The organism is Brachyspira intermedia PWS/A (assembly GCF_000223215.1).
Taxonomy (GTDB): Bacteria; Spirochaetota; Brachyspiria; order Brachyspirales; family Brachyspiraceae; genus Brachyspira; species Brachyspira intermedia.
This window is the reverse complement of the sequence record NC_017243.1, coordinates 2,499,081-2,525,265: the sequence shown is the minus strand read 5'-3', so window position 1 is coordinate 2,525,265 and position 26,185 is coordinate 2,499,081. Positions and strand designations below refer to the sequence as shown.

The 26,185-nt window shown below is 26.1% G+C and carries 23 protein-coding genes and 1 pseudogene; 7 read left to right on the top strand and 17 right to left on the bottom strand.

Annotation, left to right across the window (positions count from 1 at the left end):
• Window positions 1-156 precede the first annotated feature (156 nt).
• The 4 genes from BINT_RS10845 to BINT_RS10830 all read right to left on the bottom strand — a co-directional run bounded on the left by BINT_RS10845 (window position 157) and on the right by BINT_RS10830 (window position 4,314).
• Complete coding sequence (locus BINT_RS10845) at window positions 157-1,452, bottom strand: hypothetical protein (protein WP_041177421.1); 1,296 nt, start codon at window positions 1,450-1,452, stop codon at window positions 157-159.
• A gap of 629 nt (window positions 1,453-2,081) precedes the next feature.
• The gene (locus tag BINT_RS15185) at window positions 2,082-2,408 is read right to left on the bottom strand and encodes a hypothetical protein (RefSeq protein ID WP_014488621.1); all 327 of its coding nucleotides are present in this window, start codon (window positions 2,406-2,408) and stop codon (window positions 2,082-2,084) included.
• A gap of 225 nt (window positions 2,409-2,633) precedes the next feature.
• Window positions 2,634-3,701, bottom strand: a complete 1,068-nt coding sequence (gene ispG, locus BINT_RS10835; protein WP_014488619.1) for a flavodoxin-dependent (E)-4-hydroxy-3-methylbut-2-enyl-diphosphate synthase — start codon at window positions 3,699-3,701, stop codon at window positions 2,634-2,636.
• Window positions 3,702-3,906: 205 nt separating this feature from the next.
• Complete coding sequence (locus BINT_RS10830) at window positions 3,907-4,314, bottom strand: hypothetical protein (RefSeq protein WP_041177420.1); 408 nt, start codon at window positions 4,312-4,314, stop codon at window positions 3,907-3,909.
• 226 nt (window positions 4,315-4,540) lie between these two features.
• On the opposite strand from BINT_RS10830, the gene BINT_RS10825 reads away from it, so the two are divergent.
• Entirely contained in the window at window positions 4,541-6,538 is a 1,998-nt protein-coding gene (locus tag BINT_RS10825; protein WP_014488617.1) for an ATP-dependent helicase, read from the top strand.
• A gap of 363 nt (window positions 6,539-6,901) precedes the next feature.
• Here BINT_RS10825 and BINT_RS10820 read toward each other — a convergent pair whose 3' ends face one another.
• Entirely contained in the window at window positions 6,902-7,333 is a 432-nt protein-coding gene (locus tag BINT_RS10820) for a PepSY-like domain-containing protein (protein ID WP_014488616.1), read from the bottom strand.
• Between the two features lie 293 nt (window positions 7,334-7,626).
• Between BINT_RS10820 and BINT_RS10815 the strand changes: the two genes are divergently transcribed.
• Entirely contained in the window at window positions 7,627-7,947 is a 321-nt protein-coding gene (locus BINT_RS10815) for a hypothetical protein (protein WP_014488615.1), read from the top strand.
• 5 nt (window positions 7,948-7,952) lie between these two features.
• Window positions 7,953-8,936 (top strand): DUF2157 domain-containing protein, encoded by a 984-nt coding sequence (locus BINT_RS10810; RefSeq protein WP_014488614.1) that lies wholly within the window; start codon window positions 7,953-7,955, stop codon window positions 8,934-8,936.
• 3 nt (window positions 8,937-8,939) lie between these two features.
• Here BINT_RS10810 and BINT_RS10805 read toward each other — a convergent pair whose 3' ends face one another.
• The 5 genes from BINT_RS10805 to BINT_RS10785 form a co-directional block, all read right to left on the bottom strand.
• Window positions 8,940-10,091 (bottom strand): glycosyltransferase, encoded by a 1,152-nt coding sequence (locus BINT_RS10805; RefSeq protein WP_014488613.1) that lies wholly within the window; start codon window positions 10,089-10,091, stop codon window positions 8,940-8,942.
• A gap of 179 nt (window positions 10,092-10,270) precedes the next feature.
• Complete coding sequence (locus BINT_RS10800; RefSeq protein ID WP_014488612.1) at window positions 10,271-11,080, bottom strand: family 1 encapsulin nanocompartment shell protein; 810 nt, start codon at window positions 11,078-11,080, stop codon at window positions 10,271-10,273.
• A 33-nt stretch (window positions 11,081-11,113) separates the two neighbouring features.
• Window positions 11,114-11,464 carry a demethoxyubiquinone hydroxylase family protein gene (locus BINT_RS10795; RefSeq protein ID WP_014488611.1) on the bottom strand — a complete coding sequence of 117 codons (351 nt, stop codon included), beginning with the start codon at window positions 11,462-11,464 and terminating at the stop codon, window positions 11,114-11,116.
• Window positions 11,465-11,930: 466 nt separating this feature from the next.
• On the bottom strand, window positions 11,931-12,803 hold the full coding sequence (locus BINT_RS10790) for a glycine--tRNA ligase subunit alpha (protein WP_012670681.1): 873 nt from the start codon (window positions 12,801-12,803) through the stop codon (window positions 11,931-11,933).
• A gap of 169 nt (window positions 12,804-12,972) precedes the next feature.
• Window positions 12,973-14,634: a methyl-accepting chemotaxis protein gene (locus BINT_RS10785; protein WP_041177419.1), complete on the bottom strand. Its 1,662-nt coding sequence runs from the start codon at window positions 14,632-14,634 to the stop codon at window positions 12,973-12,975.
• Window positions 14,635-14,813: 179 nt separating this feature from the next.
• Here BINT_RS10785 and BINT_RS10780 point away from each other — a divergent pair, with 179 nt between their 5' ends.
• Window positions 14,814-16,019: an ATP-binding protein gene (locus BINT_RS10780; RefSeq protein ID WP_014488609.1), complete on the top strand. Its 1,206-nt coding sequence runs from the start codon at window positions 14,814-14,816 to the stop codon at window positions 16,017-16,019.
• Window positions 16,020-16,174: 155 nt separating this feature from the next.
• A complete protein-coding gene (locus tag BINT_RS14715; protein WP_014488608.1) occupies window positions 16,175-16,339 on the top strand; it encodes a hypothetical protein in 165 nt (54 codons plus the stop codon).
• A gap of 342 nt (window positions 16,340-16,681) precedes the next feature.
• Here BINT_RS14715 and BINT_RS10775 read toward each other — a convergent pair whose 3' ends face one another.
• Window positions 16,682-17,197, bottom strand: coding sequence for a DUF3226 domain-containing protein (locus BINT_RS10775; RefSeq protein WP_014488607.1), 516 nt, complete (start codon window positions 17,195-17,197; stop codon window positions 16,682-16,684).
• A gap of 3 nt (window positions 17,198-17,200) precedes the next feature.
• Window positions 17,201-18,106, bottom strand: a complete 906-nt coding sequence (locus tag BINT_RS10770; protein ID WP_407636879.1) for an AAA family ATPase — start codon at window positions 18,104-18,106, stop codon at window positions 17,201-17,203.
• Window positions 18,107-18,369: 263 nt separating this feature from the next.
• On the opposite strand from BINT_RS10770, the gene purE reads away from it, so the two are divergent.
• Window positions 18,370-18,858 (top strand): 5-(carboxyamino)imidazole ribonucleotide mutase, encoded by a 489-nt coding sequence (purE, locus tag BINT_RS10765; protein ID WP_014488605.1) that lies wholly within the window; start codon window positions 18,370-18,372, stop codon window positions 18,856-18,858.
• 69 nt (window positions 18,859-18,927) lie between these two features.
• Window positions 18,928-19,644: a phosphoribosylaminoimidazolesuccinocarboxamide synthase gene (purC, locus tag BINT_RS10760; RefSeq protein WP_014488604.1), complete on the top strand. Its 717-nt coding sequence runs from the start codon at window positions 18,928-18,930 to the stop codon at window positions 19,642-19,644.
• 74 nt (window positions 19,645-19,718) lie between these two features.
• Here the strand turns inward: purC and BINT_RS10755 are convergent, their stop codons facing one another.
• From BINT_RS10755 to BINT_RS10730, 5 genes and pseudogenes are all read right to left on the bottom strand, one after another.
• On the bottom strand, window positions 19,719-20,210 hold the full coding sequence (locus BINT_RS10755; protein WP_014488603.1) for a hypothetical protein: 492 nt from the start codon (window positions 20,208-20,210) through the stop codon (window positions 19,719-19,721).
• Window positions 20,211-20,306: 96 nt separating this feature from the next.
• Window positions 20,307-21,719: an amidophosphoribosyltransferase gene (gene purF / locus BINT_RS10750; protein WP_041177629.1), complete on the bottom strand. Its 1,413-nt coding sequence runs from the start codon at window positions 21,717-21,719 to the stop codon at window positions 20,307-20,309.
• 632 nt (window positions 21,720-22,351) lie between these two features.
• A pseudogene (locus BINT_RS10740) lies at window positions 22,352-22,810 on the bottom strand (CbrC family protein); the annotation flags it as partial.
• A 111-nt stretch (window positions 22,811-22,921) separates the two neighbouring features.
• Window positions 22,922-24,898 carry a BspA family leucine-rich repeat surface protein gene (locus BINT_RS10735; RefSeq protein ID WP_014488600.1) on the bottom strand — a complete coding sequence of 659 codons (1,977 nt, stop codon included), beginning with the start codon at window positions 24,896-24,898 and terminating at the stop codon, window positions 22,922-22,924.
• On the bottom strand, window positions 24,876-25,907 hold the full coding sequence (locus BINT_RS10730; RefSeq protein ID WP_014488599.1) for a deoxyguanosinetriphosphate triphosphohydrolase: 1,032 nt from the start codon (window positions 25,905-25,907) through the stop codon (window positions 24,876-24,878). The genes BINT_RS10735 and BINT_RS10730 overlap by 23 nt, the downstream gene beginning before the upstream one ends.
• Window positions 25,908-26,185 lie beyond the last annotated feature (278 nt).

Sequence of the window (26,185 nt, the reverse complement as noted above, 5' to 3'; positions counted from 1 at the left end):
ATTATATTTTTATTGTATACTTTATCATATATATACAAAATAATAAAGTATATTTTTATAAAAAATAATAAAAAACCTGCCTCATAACCTAAAATATAAGACAGGCTTTTATTAGAATATTGATTGATTTTAATTTATAAAATAATATTTTCTATATCACTCAACCCAGCCTTCAGGAATCATAAGAGTAATATCTATACCTTTTGTAATATCAATAGCACTATATGATGATGTTCTAAATACAAAAGAGCTATCTGATACAGTCATAGGCTCAATTGCCGATATTGCAAAGACTGATTCAGCTATATAAAAATTGAAACTGCTTCCAGACCAATTAATTCCTATTTCTAAAAGTTTAGTTTTTAATCTTTGTATTACATCTTGTCTATTGAGACCAGTAGCAATACTATTTATATAACTTATGCTTCCTTTTTTTCCATAGCTGACATCAAAAAATTTTAATTTGTTTACGCTAGATGATTCTGCCAAATAAGGCAATAAGCCAACCATATTAAATGTTACATTGTCATTTATCATTATGTTAATAGTCTCTTCAGAACCTGTATAAGTTTGTCCTGATATTCCCTCAATAAATGCTTTTATTATAGCTTTATCATTTACTATTTGATGATCTTTTTTTAAATTTACATACAAATCTATATTTTTAGTCAAAGTATTATTGTCTTTGCTATATGATATTGTTAATGTCAATTTATATATTTGAGAAGTTTTTAGTTTAATATTAACATCCTCTAATATTTTAAAAGTTTCTAGATAATCTATATATAGTGCTGTATCATATTTAGAAATATATGGTTTAAATATTTCTAAATTTGATACATTCCAAATATCCTGTATGCCTACTACCCATTTTAATGGGGAATGTGTTATATCATGAATAAATACTCCTGTACCTGTTTTTATTGTAAATGGTGCTTCTTTAGCATAATCAGTTCCTGTATAAAGAGAAATATCTAAAGGCATATCGGCAGACTTACCTGGACCGTCTATTGATATATCTTCTTCTGAAACTAAAGGTTTTACTGTTATAGTAAATTCATTATTAGCTAAAGAAGCAGTCAAATCATCAGCAAACTTCATACCTTCTGCAGGAGATACGCTTACTTTTATGATTCCCTCTTTATCAGATGTTACTTCCTCTTGCCAAGTTAATGAATCTATATTGTTTATTACTATATTTTCTTTAGATAATGCAGATAATGCAGTTTTTATTGATGTTAATGCTGTTTCTGCTGTCATTTCTTTTTCAGATGTTAAAGTTAAAGAATTATTTACTGTTTGTGCTGTGAAATCAGTTACTTTGATAGCATTAAGCCACTCTGTAAAATTCTGTAATGATATCGGTACTGTATCCGGTGTTGTAGGTGTTTTTTGACAGCTTGCAATAAAAATCATCATTACAATCGTAATAAATGCAAGTGTTTTTTTCATTTTTATTACTCCTTAAATCTTTATTTGATAAGTTAAATTTGAAGTATTAATTTTTTTAATACTTCAAAATGATATTAGGTTTATAAAATATAATACGATAAAAAGAAAATATTGCATTTGAACTATGCATTTTTTTTTTTTAATATTTCAAAAATTATTTTAAAGAAATTATACCCTTAAATTAATTCTATATTTCGTTTGTAATACTTTTTGAGGATTTATGATAAAGTTTATTGAAATTGTATAATTCTATATATCCTATAATCACTTGTTTATGATCATTTTTAATTATTGTTTGATAAATTATATCTTCATCTTTTTTAGTTAATTGTATAGCTTTGTATTCTTTATTATTTTCAGCATTTATTTTTTTTAATTCTTCTATATTTTTTTAAAGAATAAAAAATCATCATTAGAAATTCTATCTGTAAAATATAAAAAAATTAAAATCTTATCATTAAAAAAGTTATTATAATATTCTATATACCTATTATATTTTATCTGGTATTCAATTAATTCTTTATGTAATTGAATATACTCTTCTAAATATGAATTGTTTTGATAATCTTCATAAGAAAGTACTTTAAAATATTTCTATGAGATTTTTTTATAGAATGTTTCTTTGTTTTCTATTTTATATCCAAAATAATTATATTCTTTTTTTCTTTTTGTTTTTTTTTGAATGATTTATAAAGTTTTCTGTATGATTTTAAAAGTTCATTATGTTCTTTTTCCGTGATTTTACCATGTTTGAAATTGTCAAAAATTAAAAAAGGTATGAAGTATAATTTATAATCATAATATATCATTTTATCATTGTTTTTTGATATATAATTTTGAATATTGTTATAAAAGCATTTTATTTTATAATTTATGATATTATGATAATTAATTTTTTTGCTGTATAAAATATATTTTAATTTACTTATTTCAAGCTCAAAATATTCTACTATCATATCAAATAATTCTATTTCTTCTAATGAATAAAAATAACCTTCTTTGCCTTTTTCTTTACTTTTTACTTGTATCTATAGCAATATGCTAGCAGATAATGTTTATATATATTCTATAGCTTTTGAAGAATATTTGATTGACAGTTTTAATTTTATTTAATTATATAGCATTAATATATAAAAACATATTCTACTAATTATTTAATGATATAATTTAATATATAAGTTTTAAAATTCTTCTATTTTTTTTGTAAGGAAATTTATAATATTATCTTTGGCTACTTTTATAGGTTCATTCTCTTTTTCAAAGAATATAAAGTTTCCGTCACCTGTTCCAGCTACTCCGAAATCAGCATGCCTTGCTTCACCAGGGCCGTTAACAACACAGCCCATAATAGCTATAGTGATATTCTTCTTTATATTCTGAACATGTTTTTCTATGAAGCTAGCCACCTCTTCTACGTTAACCTGACATCTTCCGCATGTAGGACATGATATTATTTCTATGGAAGGTTCATTTCTTATGCCTAAAAATTTAAGAAGCATTTTTCCTGCCATTACTTCTTCTACAGGATCGCCCGTTATAGAATATCTTATAGTATCTCCAATACCCTGCATTATTAAATATGATAAAGCACTTGTACTTTTTATAAGCGAGCTTCTTAAAGTACCTGCCTCTGTTACTCCCAAATGTATAGGATAATCGAATTTTTCTCTGAATAAAGTATTAGCTTCTATTGTAGTTTTTATGTCTGAAGATTTTAAAGAAACTTTTATATTTGTGAAATCTAAATCTTCCATTAATTTTATATGATCAGCAGCACTTTTCACCATGTTTTCAGGAGTTACTTCTTTATATATGCTTCTGTCCAAACTTCCGCCATTTACTCCAACCCTTATTGTAAGGTTTCTCTCTTTGGCTTCTTTTATAACTTCTTTTACTTTTTCTTTATCTTTTATATTACCCGGATTAAGTCTTAAAGAATCAATACCGCTTTTCATACTTTCTAATGCTAATCTATAATCAAAATGTATATCAGCAATTAAAGGAACTTTTGTTTGATTTTTTATTTCTTTAATGGCTTTGGCAGCATCCATATCCAAAACAGCAAGCCTTACTATATCAACCCCAGCATCTTCAAGCGATTTTATCTGATTAACAGTTTCTTTTATATTTCTAGTATCTGTATTTGTCATAGACTGAATGCTTATAGGATTGTTTCCTCCTATCAAAACATTTCCTATTTTTACAGTTTTTACTTTTTTTCTTATATCATTAATATTATCTATATTCATTTTATTTCCTTATAATTGCTTTTAAAAAATAATATATTTTATAGTATCATTTTAAAATATTTTTGCAAATATATTTTGAAGTTTATATTATATTTTCTAATATAAGAATTAAAATTTATAATAAATGCTATTTAAATAAAAAATAAGTTTATTCAAATAGTATTTATTTACACTATAAAAACTATATGATAATTTTTTACGTTAATTAAATAATCTCATCTATATTATAAGTTAACACACCACTTCCAATATTAAAATGTAAATATCTATCATATATTTTTATATTACCATTATAATAATATTCAATAAAAAAGTTATATTCATTATCAGATATTTTTTGAATATTTTGAATATTCATTTTTCTATTTCCATCATAAAAATAAAGATTGTCGTTTGGAGAAATTATTATCATTGTTGGAGTTTTTATAACATATAAATTACCATAGTAATGCAAAAATACTTTAGATTTTTTATCTACCTCATTATTTCCATTATCTTCAGTATTTTCATTACCATCATTTTCTATTTCTACACCAGTTACATCATAATTATAACATCCTATTACACAAATAAATATAAAACATAAAAATAATATACTTATTGTCTTTTTCATATTTACCTCCATTACATTATTATGTAAAAATAATATATACCATCTTCTATATAATTCAATTAATTTTAAAGAAATATATATTGATAAAACTACATATAGTTGTATATTAATTGATAATTACAATTTTTTTCTATAAAAAAATTAATATGAAATATGCAAATTCTAAATTTTACATTATTTAAATATAATATATAATAGCTTTTCAAAATGAGAGGTATTTTTTATTATGGCATTAATGTTAAATGAAGAACAAAGACAAGCAGTAGAACATATTGACGGCCCGTTACTAGCATTGGCTGGTGCAGGTTCTGGCAAGACTAGAGTTATTACAGAGAGAATTGCATATTTAATAAAGCATGGCGTACTTCCTAGTCAGATACTAGCAGTTACTTTCACTAATAAAGCAGCAGCGGAAATGCGTGAACGTATAACAAAACTTTTAAAAGAAAAACCAAAACAATTGGTAGTAAGCACTTTCCATTCTTTTTGTGTTAGAGTATTGAAAGGTGATATTGAAAAGTTAGGTTATAAAAATAATTTCAGTATTTATTCTTCATCTGACAGTAAAACATTAATAAGAAATATTTTAAGAGAAATAAAAGTTAATACCCTTAATTATGATGAGGGATTATTTGCTTGGTATATAGACAGATTTAAAAATAATTTGATGAAGCCTTATGAAGTAGAGCCTCATGATGATTTGGAAAAAATTGCTAAAAGAGTGTATGAAGTTTATCAAAGCTATTTAAAAGGATATAATGCTGTTGATTTTAATGATCTCATTAATCTTACAATAGATTTATATGTAGAGTTTCCTGAAGTTCTTGATAAATATCAGGAGAGATTCAGATATATAATGGTAGATGAATATCAGGACACTAATTTTGCACAGTATAAACTTACCACTTTATTAGCATCAAAATATAGAAATATTGCAGTTGTAGGCGATGATGATCAAAGTATATATGCATTCAGAGGTGCTGATGTATCTAATATATTATCATTTGAAAATGAATACCCTGATGCAAAAATAGTAACTCTTACAAAAAATTATAGAAGTACAAAAGCAATACTTGAAGCAGCACATTCTGTAATAAGTAATAATACTCAAAGGAAAGATAAAAAGGTAGTGGCAGAAGGTGAGGAAGGAATACCTCCTACTATAATGCCATGCGAAGATGAGAGGGAAGAAGCTCAATTTGTAGCAGATTCTATAATAAATTATTCTATAAGTAAAAGATTAAATTATGAAGATTTTGCGGTGCTTTTTAGAATGAATGCACAGTCAAGACTTTTTGAAGAGGCATTCAGACTTAGAGGTTTGCCTTATACTGTAGTAGGTGCTTTTCAGTTTTATGAAAGAAAAGAGATTAAGGATATACTTGCATATCTTAATTTATTTGTTAATCCTGAAGATGAGGTGTCTTTGCTTAGAGTTATAAATATACCTAAAAGAGGAATAGGGGCAGTTGCTATAAATAATCTCAATGAAGCTAGTATAAAAAATGGAGTTTCACTATATCATACATTGCTTAATTATGAGAGTATGGATGAAATTTCACCTAAAGCTAAAGCAGGCATAAAAGATTTTCTTGAAGTGATAGAGCATTATCATAATTTATTTACAGTTGACAAAAATGATTTAGAGCGTCCTAAACTATATGAGAATATTAATAAATTTTTAGATGTTATTGCTTATCATAATGAGATTTTAAACTCAAGCGATACAAAAGAGCAGGGTGCTAAAAAAATGGAGAACGTAGAATCTCTTATGAACGGCATACTTGAATATGAGAAGTCAAATAAGAACGCTACTTTAAAAAATTATTTAGATAGAATTTTATTAATGAGTATAGAAGAACAAAATGATGATGAGGATAAAAAGAAAGGAATAATGCTTATGAGTATACATGCTGCTAAGGGATTAGAGTTTCCTTATGTTTATATATGCGGTATGGAAGACGGTATAATGCCTCATCAAAAAAGTTTGGACGAAAACGGATTAGAAGAAGAGAGAAGACTTTGCTATGTTGCTATGACTAGAGCTAAAAAACATTTAACTTTAACATACTGCAGAAGCAGAACTAAAATGGGAAGAAAGGTTGAGTGTACGCCTTCTGTATTTTTGGAGGAGATGAGCGAGAATTTACCTGAAGAAATGGCTATGAATGAAGAGGAGTTTTTCTCAAATTTAAAAGCTTCTTTAAGACCTGAAAATAAATAGAGTTTGTATTTTTTTAAGTAAAGTATTTTATTTGAAATATACTAAAAAATTTTTAACTTTGTCAATTTTTTTTATTCAACTTTTTCCCGCCGCAAAAAGTTGCAAAAAGTGCAATTGCTATAACTTTATATTAAAAACATGCCTATTAAATATAGGATATAACCTAAAAATACAGTTTTTTTGGTTCTTTTATACCAATAAAAGAACTTGGGTGCGGGGCAAAGCCCTGCGGATATTTAAAATTTAAAAAAATTATTTTTGACAAAGTATAGTTGTTTAGGTATAATAAAGAGAGAGTTTTTTATAACTCCCTCTTTTTTATTTAGTATTTTTCATGAAATAATATTTATAATATATTTCTAATTAATCATCGAATTTCTGTCCCATTAACTGTCCGTCAGATGTTATAAATAATTCCATAAAGTTATTCAATTTAACTTTGTAATTGCCCCATTCTTTTTCTACATCTATTACAGCAGCCTGAGGATAAGTGTTTCTTATAGTGTTTGCTATATTAACAGGTAAAGCGTTGAAAGGTACTGCATTATATTCACCTTCTATGCTGTTCCAATCTCCATTGTATAAAAAGTCTATTTTTACCCCGTTTGATAATTTTACTTCAAATTTTCCGTCATCTCTTTCTACTTTCCATATTTGTGTATTAGGATAAATTTGCTGTATGAAACTTCTAGCATTTTGAGGAAGTGAAGAAGCTGGAACCACCCAATCAGCAAAAGCGTTTGAAGTAGAAATTATAGTCAAAGTTATTAATAAAGCGAATAATTTTTTAGTCATAGTAAATCTCCTTTATATTGTTTTTATTTATTGTCATTAATACTGTAAATTATCTTTACAATTATAAGTATAGCCTAAATTAGATATTTGTCAATATATTTTACATTAATTTTACTTAAAATTTACCTAAAATATAGATTTTAATATGTATTAGAATACATATCGTACATATTGATTTATTTTAATATGAAATTTACTAATAAATGTAAAATTTGCTTACGTTTATGGCTTTATTTTATAAATATTCATCTTTAGCTATTGCAATTATTTCATTATAATATTTAATTATGTATATGAGCAGCAAAGATTTACAATTAATAGCTAATAAATTAAATGAACTTATTTCATATTTAGAGAATAATGATTTGGATAATTTTTTCAAACATAAAGATGAATTCTGTGATTTGATAATATTAGAAAATAGTGATAGTTTTAATGATAATATAAAATCTGACATAGAAAATATTGTTCCTGCTAATTTGATGAATACTTTTATGAATTTTATTAAGTATATAAGAGCTTTAAGAACTATGAAGCATAATGATAATGATTATACAAGATATACATTGGATAATATAAAATTTATAAAAACACAAATCTTTAAAGACTATTAAATATTATGGGAAGCAAAAATAGATTTTTACTCAGAGAATTAAAAAAATGGAATAAAGATAATATCATAACTGATGAACAGTTTGAAACATTATCCAAAAGATACAGAGATGATTATATAGATTGGCAGCCTATTATAAAAGCTATAATGATAACAGGTATTATAATGGTGTCCATTGGATTTATTGCATTTATAAGTTTCTACATTTTTTCTCTTTATTTCATAGTATTCCTATTTGCTTTACTTTTCTTATCAGGATTTATAATTGATGAAGTATTTAAAAGAAAAGATATATACTTACCCAAAACTTCTTCTGCAATAATAGCAATTTCTTCAATATTTTTATCAGCATTTATTTTTACTTTATCATATATCATAACTCATAACAAAGATAATTTTATTTTATTATCTCTTATAAGTATAATATTGTTTTTTATCATAGCATATATAAAAAGAAATTATGCCGTATTATCTATCGCAATAATAGGCTTAATAACTTGGTATGGTTTTGAAGGTTTCGATATATCCGGAATTGATTTGACACTTAATAATTATATAAGATTTATTATAACAAGTGTATTAATGTTTTTGATAGGAATAACTGATATAAATAAAAAATTAGGAGAAAGATATTCTAATTTTACAATCATATATTATACAGTTGGAATATTGTATTTAAACATAATACTAGCGATAATGTCGATATTTGGAAATAATCTAGAACCTATAATATTTGAGTATGGCTCATCTGAATTATTAATATATAGTTTATTATTTTTATTTATAGATATAATTATTTTTATAATAGGTTATAAATTAAAAATCTCTTCAATAGTAAGATATTCGATATTTTTTGTTATTCTAAATATATATATAAGATACTTTGAATATTTTTATCTTAGGATGAATACTTGGATATTTTTTATTATTTTGGGTTTATCAACTATATTAATAGGTGTGATAATAGAGAGGATAATAAAATATAGATAAATATTACCATAATCTTTTTATAAATTGGTCTCTATTTTTTATAACATATTCAAGAGTTTTTTTTAAATATTTATCATAAAATTCTTTATTAAGATATTGCTTATCATTATCAAAATATTTTATAGTCAAATCTGATAATAGAGTTTGATATTCTTTTTTTTCCAAATTATTTTCTATATATTTTAATATATCTTCATTATTCATTTTATGTATATCCATAAATTTAATTTCACTGTCTATATTTATTGATCTTTTTATCAATCCTAAATGAACCCAAGATAATCCTAATACACTACAATTATGAGGAAGATGAATACTTTCTAACCCAACAGAATTTAAATAATAAGTATAATTTTGAGTAGGCACAAATATAAAATGATCACCAGTGGCTCCATTATATACAAATGATGTATTTAGACAAAGAGAATCATTATTTAATCCTAACTCAAATCCACTAATTAGTAAATAAAAATTATCAGTATATTTCATCTTTGAATATATTATAAAATCTTTTAAACTTAAAAAATATTCAGGACAATTAAAGTTATAGTATTTATCTTTTATGTTAAATAATTTTTTTATATAATAGGTTCTGAAATTATTTCTTAGTTTTTTAATAGGTATATACCAAGAAATTTTATCTATCGTTAATAATTTATTGATGGTTTCTGAAGCGTTTATATCTGATAATAAAGCTTCTCGTATATCTAATAATTTTTCTGTAAAATAAATTTGGTCTGCATCTATCTTTATATAATATCGATATTTTATTTTTAAATAACCAAAATTGCTATAATGATAAAAATAATGAATTTCTGAATATTTTGTTTTATATTCATTTTCATTATATCCTATTATATTAGGAGCATAATAATAAAGTCTTATTTTATCAGGATATTTTTTTTCATAGTCTTTTAATATTTCTTCTGTATCATCTGTTGATTTATTGTATGTTATAATAAGTTCATCTAAGGCATCAATACATGAGTCTATACATTCAGCTATACTCATAGCTTCATCCTTTACTCTTAAATGTCCTGATATACCCAAAGGACGTTCTTTATCGAGTACTTTAAAATCTTCTTCTTTTATAATATAATCTTCAGGATTGAATTCTTTATTTTTACATTGTTCACATTCGCAATGATATGACATTTAATACTCCTAATTTGGTATTATTAAAAAATTATAATTAGATTGAAATAATATTTAATATTTATGAAATTATATAGTAAACTAATAAAAAAACAATAATATGTAATTATAAAATAAAACCTGCAGATTTTATATAACCTGCAGGCTTATAATTTTTAAAGAGTTATTATGAAATTAAACTATTCTAAAACAACTATTGCATTAGAGTCTTTTATTCTAGGTATTATAGTTTCCATTATTCTAAAGCTGTGATTTAAATCTTTTTGTTCTAAATATGCAGTAGACATATCTATTCCAACAGCCAAATCCATATATTGAGGTTCAGCACAAATTAATGCTGCTTTCTTTCCTTTGATAACAGGTACATTATAAAGATTTCCAATCATACTGGATATTCTTTGAGCTTCTGTCATTCCAGTACCTTGCTGTATTCTTTGTAAGTCAAAATATAATGATTGGCTTAAACATAGTACAAATCTTCCTACTATGCCTTTTTCTCTAATCATATTTATAGCTTTTACTATATCAGTATAAGGATTCTCACCTTGTCCCCAATCAGAGATTTTTAATTTTTGTACTCCCTCAGCATTGAGTATTCCTTTTAATTCAAGAAAATCATTTCCATTGAATATTAAATTATCTTCTTTGTTAGCAAGTGTTTGAGCTGCCTGAGATACAATAGATAAATCTAAAGGTAATTTATTAGAAATATTATTCTCTAAATCTCTCCATAATAGAGTAAAATCCTGATAAATCTGAGGAAGCTCAACAGATTTTCTTCCTGAAGTTTTTACGAAGCCATCTTCAAAAACTTCTTCTCTGTCGCTTTTATCATATTGAACGCTTATAGCACCTGCACCAAGAGGTCCGTAAATAGATAAAAATCTTCTTCCTATAAGTGTTCTGCTTGCTGTTTCAACAACAACTTTATCTATATTCTGCCAAAAACTTTCTTCAAAAGGCGAACTTTCTCTAGCTAAATAATCCATATATTCCTCCTTTAATGTTTTATTATCGCTTTATCAGTCTTTTTTCAAACTTCCAACTGTAAGCCCAGATAGATCAGGTTCTTTTATTCCAAGCTCTTCCATCATCTCTTTAACCTCTAATTGTCCAGATTCAAAATGTTCTGCTTCTTTAGGGTCTAAATGTCTAAGTAAAGCCATAAGCTCTCCGACATGTGCTTTTTCTTCATCTCTTATGTCAGCTAATACTGCCTTTGCAACAGGGTCATCTGTAGCCATAACATGGGCATCATACAGATATATAGCCTCCAATTCTCCGGCAATATCAAGTCTTACAGCTTGTATTAATTCTTCTTTAGTAACTTTTCTGTTCACATTTGCATTAAATGGATTTGCAAAACTAGGCATAATATTAGTCTCCTTATTTAAAATAATTACTTAATAGTATTAATTACTAATAATATTATACAAGATAAAAAAATAATGTCAATATTATTATAATAAATAATAACATTTTTCATATTAAAAAGTAATAATTTATTTGTTATAATTTTATATTAATATGTATAATAAAAACTATATATATAAGTAAACCGGTAACATATAATGTGTATTTTAATGAAATATATGATAACAAAAAAGATAATCTTCTATAATTTAAAAGTAGTATAAAATCAAAATAAAAAAAGCTGCCATTATATAAATGACAGCTTGAAAATTTTTTATTATTGCTAGCGATAAACTCGCTCACAAATAGCTGACAACTAAATTTATCAGCTGCTCGTTTATCGCTTTAAAAACTTAATAAAACAATTAATATATAGTCTTTAGTAATATATTATAATAATAAATAATAATTTTTAAATAAATAACTTTACTTATTTTTGATTAATGGATATCCTAATTTTTCTCTTGATTCTATATAAGCAGCTGAAACTTTTTTCATTAGCTCTCTTACTCTTGCTATATATCCGGCTCTTTCTGTTACACTTATAGCATTTCTAGCATCAAGCATATTGAATACATGCGAACTTTTCATAACCATATCATAAGCAGGTAGTACGCATCCATTAGCTAAACATCTATCGCATTCTTCTTCATATTCTTTGAAATGTCTGAAATACATATCAGTATCAGCAACTTCAAAATTATATTTAGAGAATTCTTTTTCACCTTGTAAATGTACATCTCCGTATTTTATGCCATGTCCCCATTCCAAATCATAAACATTATCTATATTTTGTAAATACATACATATTCTTTCAAGTCCGTAAGTAATCTCACCTGTTATAGGCTTTAAATTTATTCCTCCTACAGCTTGGAAATATGTAAATTGAGTTATTTCCATACCGTCAAGCCAAACTTCCCAACCTAGTCCCCAAGCTCCAAGGGTAGGGGATTCCCAGTCATCATGAACGAATCTTATATCATGATCTTTAAAGCTTATTCCTAATGCTTCCAAACTTTGTATATATAAATCCTGAATATTTTCTGGAGATGGTTTCATTATAACTTGGTATTGATAATAATGCTGCAGTCTATTAGGATTTTCTCCATATCTTCCGTCAGTTGGTCTTCTTGATGGTTCTACATAAGCTACACTGAAAGGTTCTGGTCCTAATGCTCTTAATGCTGTTGCTGGGTTGAATGTTCCTGCTCCTACCTCTAAATCATAACCTTGCTGTATTATGCATCCATTCTCGCTCCAAAATTTATTTAAAGTCATAATTAAATCTGTAAATGTCATGATTGATATATCTCCATTCTTTTTTATTAATCAAATAACGCTATCAATTATATAATATGATTAATTAAAATGCTATAATTAATATTAAAATATTATATTTTTAATATAAAAAAGACAATAACAGTACAATTTACCATTATTGTCTTATATGAAAATATTTTAATTAATATTAAACTTTAAAGAAATGCATTAAATCAACTAATTCTTTAGCCTGTCCCATTAATCCTTCTGAAGAAGCAGTAGCCTGTTCTACTAAAGCAGCATTTTGCTGAGTAGATTGATCCATTTGAGATACTGCTATATTAACTTGATCAACTCCAGCCTGCTGTTCTACTGCCATAGCACTGATATCCTGCATGATTCTAGAAGTATCTTCTATTTTTTGTTCTATGTCCATAAATATTTCTTTGGATTTTCTAGCTGTTTCTGTTGCAGTTTTTATTTTCTCATTAGCATCTGCTATAAGAGAAGTAATATCTTTAACTGAAGATTGACTAGTTTGTGCTAGGTTTCTAACTTCAGAAGCAACAACCGCAAAACCTTTTCCTTGTTCTCCTGCTCTTGCAGCTTCTACTGCGGCATTAAGTGCTAATATATTAGTTTGGAATGCAATATTTTCTATTATTTTTGTAATATCTGTAATTTTATTACTTGCTTCAAATACCAATTCTATATTATTTGTAGTAGCTTCAATTATTTCTCCAGCTTCCTGAACAGATTTTTCAGAATCCTGCATCATCTGATTTCCTCTTACAGAATTATCAGCAGAAGATTTTATAGTAGAGGCAATTTGTTCCATAGAAGAAGCAGTTTCTTCCAAATGAGATGCCTGCATTTCTGTTCTTGTTGATAAGTCAGTATTTCCTTGTGCTATTTCTGTAGCAGCCTCAGATATTTCTTTAGAGCTTTGTAATACTCTTGAAATAATTTCTCTTAAATGTGATATCATATCTCTGAAACTTTTAAGTAATGAAGCAAATTCTCCATTACCTTTGCATAATCTTTCATCTATTTCTGCTGTTAAATTACCATTAGATATTTCAGAAGCTAATTCTACGCATAATCTTAAATTTTTTCCTATAGTTTTTCCTAAAGAAGCCAAGAACACTACAACAGATGAACCTACTAATAATAGACCTATAAAAAATAATATAGTATCATTTCTTACTTCATAAGCTGCAGCCCTTAACTTTATAGCATTATCACTTTCTAATTTATCGAAAAACTGACTTATAGGAGTCATTATCTCTGAAACTCTTCTTTCATATTCATCGCCATTAACTAATTCTATGGCTTCTAATTGTCTTCCCTTATATTCATCAGGTATAGTTCCATCAGCATTTCTTGGTATTGACTTTATTATATCCATAGCCTGAACTTCTAATTTTACTAATTCTTCAGATCTGCTCTTTGATAAAGCAAGTAAATCAAACATATCCTGAGAGAAATTAAGTTCTTTCATCACATCAGCATAAGATTTTGTTTGTCCATCTTGATACGGTTTAGTTCCGCTTCCTAAATATAAAGACCAATATAAACCTCTGTCATAATTTAATGGTGTAGGCTTTGTTCCGCCTGATATTCCTATACAGTCATTATATGCTTGTTCATATTTTTGATTAGCAGTTGCCACATAACTTCTAACGAACTGAGTTAAATATGCTGAATTTTGCTGGTACTGTCTTGCTATAGCGGATGACTTTATAGTATGCTGATATATCTTACTATATCCGGTAACACTTCTTACAATTCTAAATTGCAAATATATTAACAAAAGAGTAACTATAAAAGTGTAAATACCAAATATAATGAACCTTGTCTTTATTTTCATATGCACCTCATATCCATAATATAGTTTTTTAACAATTCTCGGAATCAATTAAACTGTAATGCAATAATTATAGCATATAAATGAATAAAATATTACATTAATATTAAAAAATTAAAAATAAAATAAAAATACTTGAATATTTTTTAATAAATTTACAATAATCGGAAATTAAAAATGGAATGGAAAATATTATGAATGATAAAATAGTAAAAATGAGAATAGGGTTTTCTAGTATAGTGATATTTAGGGATATACTTAAAAATAAAGTGATAAAAAAGCTAATTAAATTTTTAGAAGCTTATGATGATGACAATAAAAACAATGAAATAAAATTGATAGATTATTATTCAGATTTTTTATATGAACTTTTTAAATATAATAATAATATAGCTGATTATTTATTATCTTATATATTCAAAGATGATAATATTTATATAAACAAATATATAAAGAAAGATAATTTAGATTATAATTTAGAAGAGTCATTAAAAAATGAATTAAATTTTTTTGAATTTTTATCTTCATTCGATTTTAATACATTATTTTCAGAAGAATATTCAAATCAAATATCAAAATTGGACTGTGATGAAATAAACTTTTATGAATTATATAAAAAACATATAGAAGAAATGCCTAATAAAGGGCATGGAATATTTTATGAAAATAATATGTTTACTCTAGATGATAAAAAAAATATTATACCGGCAAAACATCAGGATATGCAGGATATTAAACATTTATACGGTTATGAAAGAGAGAGAAGCAAGGTTATTGCCAATACTAAAAGTTTGCTTGAAGGTAAAAAGGCAAATAATATACTTCTTTACGGGGATGCAGGTACTGGAAAAAGCAGCACTATAAAAGCAATAGCTAATATGTTTAAAGATGATGGATTAAGACTTATAGAGGTTAAGAAAAGCCAATTATCATTTATAACGGATATAATAGAAGATTTAAGTTTTAGTCCTCTTAAATTTATAATATTTATAGATGATTTAACATTCTCTTCAAATGATGATACTTTCTCATATTTAAAAGCCATACTTGAAGGCGGAGTTAATTCTTTTCCTTCAAATGTTGTAGTTTATGTTACTTCAAATTACAGGCATTTAATAAAAGAAAATTTCCAAGACAGAACAGGAGATGATATTCATATAGAAGATACTATTCAACAGATAATGAGCTTAACTAACAGATTCGGTATAATAATAACATTCCAAAGACCGGATAAAGATTTATTTATAGATATTGTACTTTCTTATGCTGAAATTAATAATATAGAAATGGATAAAGAAGAACTTATAAAACAGGCTGAAAGTTATGCTATAAGAAGTGCCGGAAGAAGTCCTAGGGTAGCAAGACAATTTATAGAGTCTTTATTATAATTAATATTAAATATGGGTTATTTTGAATAAGTAATCCATATTTAAATTTTATTCATATAATTTTCAATTTTTTTAATTATGTCAAAAATATGTCAAAAACTGTCATACATATATACTATAATACTATTATATAAAAATTAATTTAGGAGTTTATTATGCTTCCTTTTAATCCGCCTTTCATGTATAAATGCAATTCATGCGGAAAATTTTTTTCTTCTAAAAAAAGACCTTCAGTTCTTAATTTATTTGGCTTTGGTGCTAAATGTCCTAAATGCGGAAGTAAAGATACTAAGTCTATGGATCATATTATAAAAAAATAAAAGTATTATTAAATACTGTCAAAAAACTGTTTTAATGGATTTAAATATTCATCATTTAAATTCCATATATTATTATTGGTATATACCAAAACAAATATATTTTGTCAAAAATAATTTTTTTAAATTTTAAATATTTGCATGGCTTTGCCCCGCACCCCACTTCTTTTGTTGCCACAGGCGAAGCCCGCCTTCGGCGAGAAGCAAAAAGGCTATACTTTAGATTAAATTTAATGTTTTATCTTATATGTAAAACAAAATTAGTATTATTTAGTACTAATTTTATACTTGCACTTTTTGCAACTTTTTGCTGCGGGAAAAAGTTGAATAAAAAAATTGATAAACTTAAAAATTTTCAGTATAATCTCTTTTATCTTCTGTTATTGTTTTTTTATCATATGATTTTATTGATTCTAAATATGCATATATTTTTGATTTTTTAGCTGGAGTTATAGTTTCAGGTATTGAATCTATGCAATTTGTGTATTTGTCAAAACAATTAATTATATCTTTTATGACAGCAATATTACTTAATATATCTTCTAAAGTACCTAAAGAATTATTATTTGGAAATAAAAATATATTATTATCATCTATATTTAAATTTGTTTTTATATTATTTTTTGCTTCTTCAAAATTGTTATCAGCATCAAATATCACTGCTAATTCGTAATCATCATCAATATATTTTTGAATATTATTTATATTGTTTTTGTTAAAACTTTTTCCGCCGTTTTCTTCTATAATAATATTATCATTGATATCAGTATCTATTTGGTATTGATATTTAATATAGTCTTTTATGAATTTTTTATCAGCTTTACCTTCAACAAGTATTATGTACTTTTTATTATTATCCATAAATTAATACCTTATATCCGAATCGTTTTCTAATAATTCTTTAACTCCGTCAATATCATAATTGTATGACTGAAAACCTTTATTTTCTGTATTAACTATATTAATAATATTTATCATATCTTTCATATCATTAAATTCTTTATCTGCTATTTCTGATAAAAATTTTAATACCTCATAGCTATGAGTTGTAAAAAATATTTGTATATTGCTATTATTCTTACTTAAATTTAATATGCTTCTTAATAAATGCTTAATACTTTTATGATGCAAACCATTTTCTATTTCATCAACTAATATCATATTATATTGATTTACTACCATAGGAATAATAATTGAAAGGTATTTTTTTAATCCGTCTCCCATAAGGTTTAATAATACTAGTTCATTAATACCTTCTATATCTAAATATATATCATTTTTTATTATTTTTATAGATTTTATATTTTTGTTGAAAAATGATATTAAATTTATTAATAATTCTTCATCTTTATTTTTTACTATATTAGCAAGTGAATCCAATAAATCTATGCATTCTACTACATTATGCAAGTATAATTCTTTTATATTATTAAGATATTCTTTTTCTCCAATTCTTCTTATTGTTTTTCTAATACTAGTATTTCTAAAAATATATTTATATTCTTCTTTTTTCTTATCTTCAAATTCTATATTAAGTTTATATTCTAATTCATTTATATCATCTGTTTTATTGTCAAATGAAATATCTTTTTTTAATATAGGAGTTATCATCAAATTATGATTTATATTATCAAAGTTATAGTTAAATTCTATATCATTATTTCTATAATCAAAATTATAAAATAAATTTTTTAATTCTGAATTTTCATCTATTCTTCTTATAGCATTGATATGATAAGCTATTGAACAGTCAGGCATGCCAGATATTATAGCTATGGCTTCAAGTATGCTTGTTTTTCCACAATTATTTTGACCAACTAATAGATTAATTTTTTTATATCATTTATTTCTAGTTTATCAAATCCTCTAAAGTTTTTTATTGATATATTTTTAAGCATGACTAAAACCTATATTATAATTTATCTAGAATATCGGAATTTTTTTTATAAAATAGATAATGTGATTATTGTATTAATTTATTTATTATATTAGAATTAATTGAATATATAATATATTTTTTATTAGGAGAAAACATGAAAGTTGCTATAATATTTGGAAGCAGATCTGATACTGATAAAATGAAAGGTGCTGCTTCTTGTTTAAAAGAATTTGGAATTGAGTATAAAGCATTTGTTCTTTCAGCTCATAGAGTGCCTGAACATCTTGAAAAAACTATTAAAAATATAGAAGAAAATAATTATGAAGTGATAATAGCAGGTGCAGGACTTGCAGCACATTTACCGGGTGTAATAGCTTCAAAAACTATACTTCCTGTAATAGGTGTTCCTATTAGTGCAAGCAATCTTGACGGAATGGACGCTTTACTTTCTATAGTTCAAATGCCTAAGCCTATAACTGTTGCTACTGTTGGCATAAATAATTCTTATAATGCCGGTATGCTTGCTGTGGAAATGCTTGCTTTAAAATATAATGATATTAAAAATAAATTGATAGAATACAGAAAAAAAATGAAAGAAGATTTTATTGCTGATAATGAAAAGCCTATAGAGTTTGATATTTAATTATTTTAAAAAATATTATATAATATAGAGAATATATTTAAAAAGTTTAACTATAATAGGAGTTAATATATGTCTAAAGAAAAAAAAGAAATGATGTACGAGGGAAAAGCTAAAAAGATTTATGCTACAGATAATCCTGATGAAATAATTGTGTATTATAAAGATGATGCTACTGCTTTTAATGGTGAGAAAAAAGGCTCTATAAAAGATAAAGGCGTTATGAATAATGAAATAACAACTTTACTCTTCAAAATGCTTGAAAAAAACGGAGTAAAAACTCACTTCATAGAAAAGTTAAATGAAAGAGAACAGCTTTGTCAGAAAGTTAAAATCTTCCCATTAGAAGTGATTGTTAGAAATTTAATAGCAGGTTCTATGGCTAAAAGACTTGGAATAGAAGAGGGTACAGTTCCTCCTAATACTATATTTGAAATTTGTTATAAAAATGATGAATACGGCGATCCTTTAATCAATGATCATCATGCTGTTGCTTTGAAATTAGCTACTTATGATGAATTAAAATATATTTATGAAGTAACTGCAAAAGTGAATAATCTATTAAAAGATGCTTTGGATAAAATAGGAATTACTTTAGTTGACTTCAAAGTAGAGTTTGGTAAAAATGCAAAAGGCGAAATACTTTTAGCTGATGAGATTACTCCTGATACTTGCAGATTCTGGGATAAAGAAACTGGTAAAAAATTAGATAAAGACAGATTCAGAAGAGATTTAGGTTCTATTGAAGAGGCTTATATAGAAGTGTTAAATAGACTTAATAATCTATAATTAATTTATAGTACATATAAAAAAGACTTTGCTTGATTTTAATATCTAGCAAAGTCTTTTTAATTATTATTTGATTAATTTTCTTTTTTTTCTGCTTCTTTTATTTCTGTTATTTTTACTTCTTTAACTTTTTCATCAGCAGTTTTTTTAAGTGTAAGTTTTTCTCTGTCTTTTTCAGCTATATAATAGTTATTTCTTAATTTAAATACTATATCCTTAGCACCATTAATACCATCATTTTTTTTATATGCCTGAATAATTATTTGTATTAATGATATAGTAGATGGAAGTCCTATATATATAATAGCTATACCTGCAGATGGAACTGTTGCTATTGAAGAAGCTATTAATGCCTTATCTTTTCCGAATTTTTTTGATGATACTATAGCAGTAGCAGCAACTAATACTCCTCCTATAAGAACGCCCCAAGCAATTTTACCTGTATTTTTTATGTTAGAAACTTTATTACCAAGTTTATGCTCTATGTAAATAACATCATCATCTGACATAAGAGCATTTACTAACTCTTCTTCATTCATACAAATTTTATAAGAAACTTCTTTCATAATAATTTCTAACCTCAACTTTATTATATGTTTTCATAATTATATGATAAATTTATTGATAAAAAAGTCAATTAGTACATAAATATTTTTATTATGTCAGCAAGTCTTTTCAGCTGCAGGTCTGTTTGGTATTTCAGTAGGATATTCTCCTGTAAAACAGCCTATACAGTAATTCTGATTTTGTAAAGCTTCAAGCATATCTTCTATAGTGAGATATTCTAAAGTATCAGCATTGATTTCCTTTCGGATCTCTTCTACAGAGAGTTTAGCTCCTATAAGTTCTTTTTTGGAAGATATATCAACTCCATAGTAGCAAGGACTTTTTATAACAGGAGATGCTGATCTGAAATGCACCTCTTTAGCACCTGCTTTTCTAACAATATCTATCAATATTCTGCTTGTAGTTCCTCTAACCAATGAATCATCTATTAATATAACTCTTTTACCGTCTATTAAATGTCTTAAAGGGTTAAATTTAAGTTTTACAGTTTCTTCTCTTGATGATTGTTCAGGCATGATGAAAGTTCTTCCTATATATCTGTTTTTTACTAAACCTATGCTATATGGAATACCGCTTTCTTTAGCAAATCCTAATGCCGCTATTGTACCAGAGTCTTGAACACCTATAACTATATCTGCGTCTATTGTATTTTTTTTGGCAAGCAATACGCCTGTTTGGAATCTTACATTATAAACATTAATGCCGTCTATATTACTTTCAGGGCGTGCAAAATATATATGTTCAAAAGCACAAGGATAATGTTTAACTTGGTCTTTAGCGTATTTGAAAGATTTAACACCTTCCTCATCTATTATAACCATTTCTCCTGCTTCTATATCTCTTATGAATTTAGAGCCTACAGCATCTAAAGCACAGGACTCGGAAGCTAAGAAATAATCACCATTGGCATTTGTACCCAAACATAATGGTCTTATTCCATAAGGATCTCTTACACCTATAAGTTTGCCATCAACAACTATAACTAAAGCAAAAGCTCCTTTTATAATATTAACACATTCTTTAATGCCTTCTATGAAGTTATTAACAGTTTTTCTAGCTATAAGTTTAATAATAACCTCTGTATCAGAAGTAGCATTGAATGTTGCTCCTCCTTCTTCAAGTTCATATCTTAATTCTTCAGCATTAGTCAAGTTACCGTTATGAGCTATAGCAATTTGTCCCAATCTGAAAAGGTTTTCAAGCGGCTGAGCATTTTCTATTTTACTAGCACCTGTAGTGGAATATCTTACATGTCCTATAGCAATATTACCTTCTGTATCTTTAGGTATATTACTAGAAAATAAATCTGATACAAGCCCCATAGATTTATAAGTAAATAAATGTTTGTAATTTGATACTGTAATACCTGCACTTTCCTGTCCTCTATGCTGTAAGGAATAAAGTGCATAATTTAAAGTTTTTAATATATCTTTCTTTATTTCTTTAGAATAAATACCAAAAACTCCGCATTCTTCTCTAGGCTTGTCATTCATATAAATATTATTCATCATATATTATTATAACCAACTTTATTTTTATTTTTAACCTGTCAATATTATAATTAATTGCATTTTTATACAATAGATTTATTGAATATTTTTTTATTATTATGTTTGCCTCTACTAACAATAGAGGCAAGCTAAAGCTGTTATCTGCTCCGGATCGCTTATTTATTAAGTATATACTGAAAATTTTTAACTTTGTCAATTTTTTATTCAACTTTTTCCCGCCGCATACGCTCTGCGGACTTCGTCAAAGAACCATACGAAGTACGCCTGCGGCGAAAGTGCAAGGTATAAAATTAGTACTAAATCATATTAAAATCGTCTTACATGTAAGATAGATTATTAATTTAAGCACACCTAAAGGTGGACTTCGTCAAATATAGCCCTTCGCGAAGCGTATCCGAGCCTGTTGAGGATATAGCTTCTCGCCTGCCGTAGGCACACTTCGTGAGGCGGGCTTCGCCTGTGGCAATACCATACCTACACTTACAGTGGACTTCGTCAGGTACTCCTTTCAGTCGCAGTACTTCCTTCGGTCGCAAAATAAGTGGGGGGCTAGTCCCCACTAATAATAAAAATAAGAAAATAATTTTTGATAAAATATAGTTGTTTAGGTATATACAGAAAATATCAAATCAATCGCAGTCAGTATGTAAAATTAATTGTCCGCATTTCAAGCATTCAAACAAATATCCTTGGAAATTTCCTTCTATTTCTAAATCTTCAATATATTCTCTTACAGAATCTTCATCATTATCAGAGGATATAATTATTTTATCTAATAAATTTCTTTCTTTTAATTCTTTATAGCCAACATAAGAAATAAATTTACAAAAATCATCGCAATGGTTTGGATAATACGGCTGCTGCCAAGCTGAATATTCAGGTGTTCTTTTTGTAAGTTCCTCAATTTTTTCATCTCTATTTTCTATGATATTGTCACTATCAAAAGGCTCATCAATAAAATCACAATTAAATTTTTCAGCTGCCTTTCCATTTACTATGCATTCAGGGCATAACGGTTTTATATTGTCTTCACAATGCGGAATAGTATAATAAACCAAATCTGTTTCCTTTTCACAGCATTTACATAATACTTTATTATCTTCCTTTACAAAAAATTTTTAACAATATTATCATCAACATATTTAAATTTAGGTATCTCGTTAGACATTTTATACTCCTTTATAATTTATTGCTTTTAATTATTTAATCAAATTTTCTAAAATTAAAATGCTTCCGTACATAAATCTTTCAAATAAATGTTTATTATTCTCATTTTTGCCTTGAATAGATATTTTTATATCAATTTCATCATTGTAATTTGAATTTCTATTAAAAGGAGATTCTATATATAATGATAAGCCGCTGTAATTATCTAAGTATTCATAACCATTAACTTCTTCATAATATTCAGAAATCTCTTTAAATGCAAATTGAGAAGCGAAATTTTTTATATTTGATACTGTCACTGTTATACTATTATATTTATTGAACTCGTCTTTTAAATCATCTATTATTTGAATCTGTTTAATAGGCTGTGCTATCTCATAATCAGATAATTGATTGATGCACTTTATTATTGAATCTTTATTTATTTCAGTAGTTGAGGTTAAACTTATTAAATTATTTTCATTCAATGTTATATAATCATCATTTATATCAATGAAACTTCCATCTCCTAAATATCTGAAAATATTTATAAAATTTTCATTCTCATCATATAAGTTCCAAAATAAATTTATAGAATACTGACTCAAAAATGAATTATCAATATAAATCTTTTTCCAAAAATCATAACTCAATTTTCTTCCGTTCATAAGAAGCATTAATATTTTTTCTCTTTCTTTTTTTACAATATTCTTTATTTCTTTTTTCATGAAGTTTATTTCTGATTTTAATTCAGATGAAAAAGTTTTTGGAATAGTTTTTAATATTTTTTCTTTTTCTGTTATATCGTATATATCAATAGACATATTTGAATTGACGGATATTTTGTATTTTTTCTCTTCTATATTTATTATTCTCTCGCCATTTTTATCCAATGAAAAATCAGGAATTAGTAAACCGCTTAACTCATCTCTATTTATTTTCATTCTGTCGGCTATAACATCGAGTGCAGAATTAGAAGCATTTCTCACGCTTTCAATCTTTGATTTTCTAGCCATTTCATCTATTAAACTTAAAGCGTATTTTCCGTCATTTAAAGCTAAAATATAAATATAATATGAACGCGGATAAAATTCTTTGCCCTGAATACTTTTAGCATAATCTTTTATAATATTTCCTTTTCCATATATGCCTACTATTATTCTTGAAGCGATTTTACTTCTGTCATTTTCAAATATTTTATAGGCAGCATTCCTGAAACTTTCTATATCTATTAAATCTATGATATTATCTATGATTTTTAATCTCATCACATTGTCTTTAACTTTCAAATAATTTCCGTAAATGAATTTAATTATTTTTATATCAATCTTTTTAGTTTTATCTTTTGTGAGAATATCATATTCATCTTTAATAAATTTTAAATTTTTATCAAAATATTCTTCATAATTATTGTTAACATAATCCTTAACTTCTTCTATGCTATTAAACTTTACTTCATTTTTAGCTTCTATTTGTTCTCTATGTTCTATAAGATTTTTAAGTTCATCATAATGTTCTTTTTCTAACTTTGTTCTAAAGGCTATAATCTTTCTGTTTTTAGAAGTAATGATAGTTTTGTATATATCTTTTATATCAATATCTTTTATTTTATCAAAATCTTCATAATATAAATTGATTCTAAGATTAATAGGAAGTTTATTTATATCAATATCATTATTAAATACATCATAAGCTTCTTTTATATTATCAAGATTCCATTTATCAGGATATTTATTGAAAGATGATGCATTAAAAAACATATATGAAATTTTTTTAAGGTTTGAAGTATCCCAATTATTCAAATCATTATTGAAGTAATGAGCATCTTTAAACATACCAATCATATCATGAACATTTGAAGTATTCCAATTTTCTATGCCTTCAAAATTCTTTCTTTTGCTTTCTTTAAATAAAAAACTCATATCTTTTATAAGACTTGTATCTATATTGTATAGATTTATATTTTCATCATCAGTTAATTTTTTTAATTCTTCTTTGTTTTTAGGCTTATATATAATTAAATTTTCCATAGGTAATTTTTTTATGTAATGATATAGCTTCAGAATCTGTAAGATGCGCAACATAATCTTTTACTAATTCTTCATCGCTGTTATAAGGTATATCTGCTTTTTTGAATAAAGTATCTTCTTCTATAATATCTTTATGCTTTAATAAATATTCAAATATTGTTGAAATTATTCTGTTTACTCTTTCAACATCTTCGAGTATCGCTTTGCTTTCATAAACAGTCTTAAACATGAAAGCCCTTAAATCATTAATAGCTTTTAATACTTTTTCATCAATATCAATTTCCATCTTTTCCATACTAGCTTCTATAACACCCATAATCATAGTGTCTGCTCTCTCTCCATAAGTTGTTCCAAGAACTTTAACTATATCTTTAGGTAAATCCTCATATTTAAGAAGTCCGTATCTTATAGCATCATCAACATCATGATTCGCATACGCTATAGTGTCTGATATCCTTACTATCATGCCCTCATTAGTTGAAGGACCTGATGAGTCAGCAATAAGTTTTCCGTTTTTTCCTTTGGTATGCTTTATAATACCATCGCGTACTTCAAAACTTAAATTTAGTCCTTTACCTTTTTCAAGATGTTCTACTACTCTTAAAGAATGTGAAGAATGATGAAAACCTTTGAAATATTTTGATATAGCTCTCTCTCCGGCATGTCCGAATGGAGAATGTCCTAAATCATGCCCAAATGCAATAGCTTCTGTTAAATCTTCATTTAGTCTTAAAGCTCTTGCTATGCTTCTAGCTATTTGCATAACTTCAAGTGTATGAGTAAGTCTTGTCCTGAAATCGCCTACTGAAAGCATTATAACTTGTGCTTTATCTTTAAGGCGTCTGAAATATTCGCTATGTACTATTCTGTCTCTATCCTGCATATAAATAGTTCTTATATCGTCTTTTTCTCTAGGGTATACTGTGCCTTTACTATCTGCTGAAAAAGCTGCAGCAGGAGATAAAAAGCCTTTTTCTCTGGTTTCTATATCAAGTCTTATAGTTCTCAAAATGTCTTCCTCATAAGTTTTAATATTCTAATAATTATGTTAATAATAAATCAATTAATAAAAAAATACAATTATTATATAATTTGAATATAATCAAATTATATAATTATATTTTCTTTTTAATATATGGGGCTTTGCCCACCACTCTGTGTGCTTCGCAACCCCCACTTCTTTTGCGACCGAAGGAAGTACTGCGACTGAAAGGAGTACCTGACGAAGTCCACTGTAAGTGTAGGTATGGTATTGCCACAGGCGAAGCCCACCTACGGCGAATGGCT

Bases quoted from the DNA above. Each gene is read 5' to 3' on its own strand.
- BINT_RS10755 (WP_014488603.1), bottom strand. From the start codon at position 20,210: ATGAAAGAAGTTTCTTATAAAATTTGTATGAATGAAGAAGAGTTAGTA.
- purE (WP_014488605.1), top strand. From the start codon at position 18,370: ATGAAAGTTGCTATAATATTTGGAAGCAGATCTGATACTGATAAAATG.
- BINT_RS10795 (WP_014488611.1), bottom strand. From the start codon at position 11,464: ATGCCTAGTTTTGCAAATCCATTTAATGCAAATGTGAACAGAAAAGTT.
- BINT_RS15185 (WP_014488621.1), bottom strand. From the start codon at position 2,408: ATGATAGTAGAATATTTTGAGCTTGAAATAAGTAAATTAAAATATATT.
- BINT_RS10775 (WP_014488607.1), bottom strand. From the start codon at position 17,197: ATGGATAATAATAAAAAGTACATAATACTTGTTGAAGGTAAAGCTGAT.
- BINT_RS10790 (WP_012670681.1), bottom strand. From the start codon at position 12,803: ATGACATTTACAGATTTAATTATGACTTTAAATAAATTTTGGAGCGAG.
- BINT_RS10815 (WP_014488615.1), top strand. From the start codon at position 7,627: ATGAGCAGCAAAGATTTACAATTAATAGCTAATAAATTAAATGAACTT.
- BINT_RS10810 (WP_014488614.1), top strand. From the start codon at position 7,953: ATGGGAAGCAAAAATAGATTTTTACTCAGAGAATTAAAAAAATGGAAT.
- BINT_RS10845 (WP_041177421.1), bottom strand. From the start codon at position 1,452: ATGAAAAAAACACTTGCATTTATTACGATTGTAATGATGATTTTTATT.
- BINT_RS10820 (WP_014488616.1), bottom strand. From the start codon at position 7,333: ATGACTAAAAAATTATTCGCTTTATTAATAACTTTGACTATAATTTCT.
- purF (WP_041177629.1), bottom strand. From the start codon at position 21,719: ATGAATAATATTTATATGAATGACAAGCCTAGAGAAGAATGCGGAGTT.
- BINT_RS10805 (WP_014488613.1), bottom strand. From the start codon at position 10,091: ATGTCATATCATTGCGAATGTGAACAATGTAAAAATAAAGAATTCAAT.
- BINT_RS10800 (WP_014488612.1), bottom strand. From the start codon at position 11,080: ATGGATTATTTAGCTAGAGAAAGTTCGCCTTTTGAAGAAAGTTTTTGG.
- BINT_RS10735 (WP_014488600.1), bottom strand. From the start codon at position 24,898: ATGGAAAATTTAATTATATATAAGCCTAAAAACAAAGAAGAATTAAAA.
- BINT_RS10785 (WP_041177419.1), bottom strand. From the start codon at position 14,634: ATGAAAATAAAGACAAGGTTCATTATATTTGGTATTTACACTTTTATA.
- purC (WP_014488604.1), top strand. From the start codon at position 18,928: ATGTCTAAAGAAAAAAAAGAAATGATGTACGAGGGAAAAGCTAAAAAG.
- BINT_RS10825 (WP_014488617.1), top strand. From the start codon at position 4,541: ATGGCATTAATGTTAAATGAAGAACAAAGACAAGCAGTAGAACATATT.
- BINT_RS10830 (WP_041177420.1), bottom strand. From the start codon at position 4,314: ATGAAAAAGACAATAAGTATATTATTTTTATGTTTTATATTTATTTGT.
- ispG (WP_014488619.1), bottom strand. From the start codon at position 3,701: ATGAATATAGATAATATTAATGATATAAGAAAAAAAGTAAAAACTGTA.
- BINT_RS14715 (WP_014488608.1), top strand. From the start codon at position 16,175: ATGCTTCCTTTTAATCCGCCTTTCATGTATAAATGCAATTCATGCGGA.
- BINT_RS10780 (WP_014488609.1), top strand. From the start codon at position 14,814: ATGGAAAATATTATGAATGATAAAATAGTAAAAATGAGAATAGGGTTT.